Annotated in this window: 4 protein-coding genes; 3 read left to right on the top strand and 1 reads right to left on the bottom strand. The window is 35.8% G+C overall.

Annotated elements, in window-relative coordinates; all coding sequences use genetic code 11:
* Positions 1 to 4 precede the first annotated feature (4 nt).
* Positions 5 to 85 carry an IS3 family transposase gene (locus tag ACOMA7_RS07685; RefSeq protein WP_225349253.1) on the top strand — a complete coding sequence of 27 codons (81 nt, stop codon included), beginning with the start codon at positions 5 to 7 and terminating at the stop codon, positions 83 to 85.
* 63 nt (positions 86 to 148) lie between these two features.
* Here the strand turns inward: ACOMA7_RS07685 and ACOMA7_RS07680 are convergent, their stop codons facing one another.
* The gene (locus ACOMA7_RS07680) at positions 149 to 340 is read right to left on the bottom strand and encodes a CsbD family protein (RefSeq protein WP_054607791.1); all 192 of its coding nucleotides are present in this window, start codon (positions 338 to 340) and stop codon (positions 149 to 151) included.
* Positions 341 to 510: 170 nt separating this feature from the next.
* Here ACOMA7_RS07680 and ACOMA7_RS07675 point away from each other — a divergent pair, with 170 nt between their 5' ends.
* Together ACOMA7_RS07675 and ACOMA7_RS07670 are read left to right on the top strand one after the other, a co-directional pair.
* Positions 511 to 1,074: an NAD(P)H-dependent oxidoreductase gene (locus ACOMA7_RS07675; RefSeq protein WP_421393146.1), complete on the top strand. Its 564-nt coding sequence runs from the start codon at positions 511 to 513 to the stop codon at positions 1,072 to 1,074.
* An 18-nt stretch (positions 1,075 to 1,092) separates the two neighbouring features.
* On the top strand, positions 1,093 to 1,263 hold the full coding sequence (locus ACOMA7_RS07670) for a hypothetical protein (RefSeq protein ID WP_421393143.1): 171 nt from the start codon (positions 1,093 to 1,095) through the stop codon (positions 1,261 to 1,263).
* Positions 1,264 to 1,410 lie beyond the last annotated feature (147 nt).

Below are 1,410 nucleotides of genomic sequence, written 5' to 3'. Positions count from 1 at the left end.
ATGGATTGATTATTACAATAATCATCGTATTAAAACAAAACTAGGCGGAAAGTCACCGGTTCAATACCGGAAACTTTCCGCCTAGGAAAAACAATATAATAATGTACAACTTTTGGGGTGCACATCAATGGCGTCTTTTTTATTATGTTTACTTGTTTTCATTTTCACGTTGGCTACGACGTTCTTCTGACTTGCGACGAGCTTCATCGAAGCTGTCCTTAGCCTTACCGAAGAAGTTTTGTGCCTTACCCTTTAATTCATCTAGCTTGCTACCGGTGGCCTTACCTTTTAGTTCGGTTGCTTTACCTACAATCTTGTCTTTTGTATTTTCCAAATTCATAATATCACCTCAAGATATAGATTGGATAAATTCCTTTATCTGCCCCTATCATAGAACATTTTCCTTGTAATAGTGGTAAAGATTTTACTAAGATTATGTTACAGTTTTGGCGTTGGTAAAGTTGCTCGTTTAAAGATATAATATGAGCAAATACTTCGGAGGCAATTAAAATGAAAATTCTAGTTATCCAAGGTCACCCAGACGGAAAGTCCTTTTCACATGGCAATGCCATGAACTATGTAGAACAAGCAAAATCATTAGGTCATGAAGTTGAATTAGTCGACTTAAGCGAAGCCGATTTTGATCCTGTTTTGCGTTATGGATACAGACAACACATGGAAGATGAAACTTTTCCTAAACACGTCCAAGAATTAGTAAAGAATGCTGATCATATCGCTTTCTTCTTTCCAATCTGGTGGTCAGCTGAACCTTCAGTATTGAAGGGATTATTCGACCGTGTCTTCACACCTAAGTTTGCTTATATCTATCATCCAAATGGTAAACGTGAAAAACTACTAACTGGTAAAACCGCTAGTGTCTTCACAACTAGTCACGGACCAGCATTCTTCTACAAGATGTTTGGAAATGTCTTGTTCAGATGGAAATATCTACTACTAGCATACTGTGGTATCAAGGCTACTCACTGTTTTGATTTAGGAAACATGGAAGACAAAGTAGACACTCCTGAACGCCGTCAACAATATATTGAAAAGTGTGCCAACACAATTAAATAACTTCGGAGGTTTTCACCAATGAAAAACATCTATACAATCTTGATGATTGTCCTATTATTAATCAATTTAGCACTTATTAGTAACGATATCTTGCCACACACCACTGTCGGTACTATCTTTCATTTAGTCATAATTATCGCTTTATTCGTCACAGTTATCATGTGGATTAAAGATCGTCATAAAAAATAAAAAGGCTGCTCGTTTGAGCAGTGAACTGAACCCCTTGAGTTGGAGAAATCTAACTTAAGGGGTTCTTTTATGTTTTCTAAAGAATTAAAATTAGCTGCCATTAAAGATTATTATAATGGTTTAGGATTTACAAAAATCACTAATAAA

Source organism: Apilactobacillus intestinapis, from assembly GCF_049166695.1.
GTDB classification, from domain to species: domain Bacteria; phylum Bacillota; class Bacilli; order Lactobacillales; family Lactobacillaceae; genus Apilactobacillus; species Apilactobacillus kunkeei_C.
The sequence above is the reverse complement of the archived record's forward strand: the minus strand, read 5'-3'. Positions and strand labels throughout refer to the sequence as shown.

Bases quoted from the DNA above. Each gene is read 5' to 3' on its own strand.
- ACOMA7_RS07675 (WP_421393146.1), top strand. From the start codon at position 511: ATGAAAATTCTAGTTATCCAAGGTCACCCAGACGGAAAGTCCTTTTCA.
- ACOMA7_RS07680 (WP_054607791.1), bottom strand. From the start codon at position 340: ATGAATTTGGAAAATACAAAAGACAAGATTGTAGGTAAAGCAACCGAA.
- ACOMA7_RS07670 (WP_421393143.1), top strand. From the start codon at position 1,093: ATGAAAAACATCTATACAATCTTGATGATTGTCCTATTATTAATCAAT.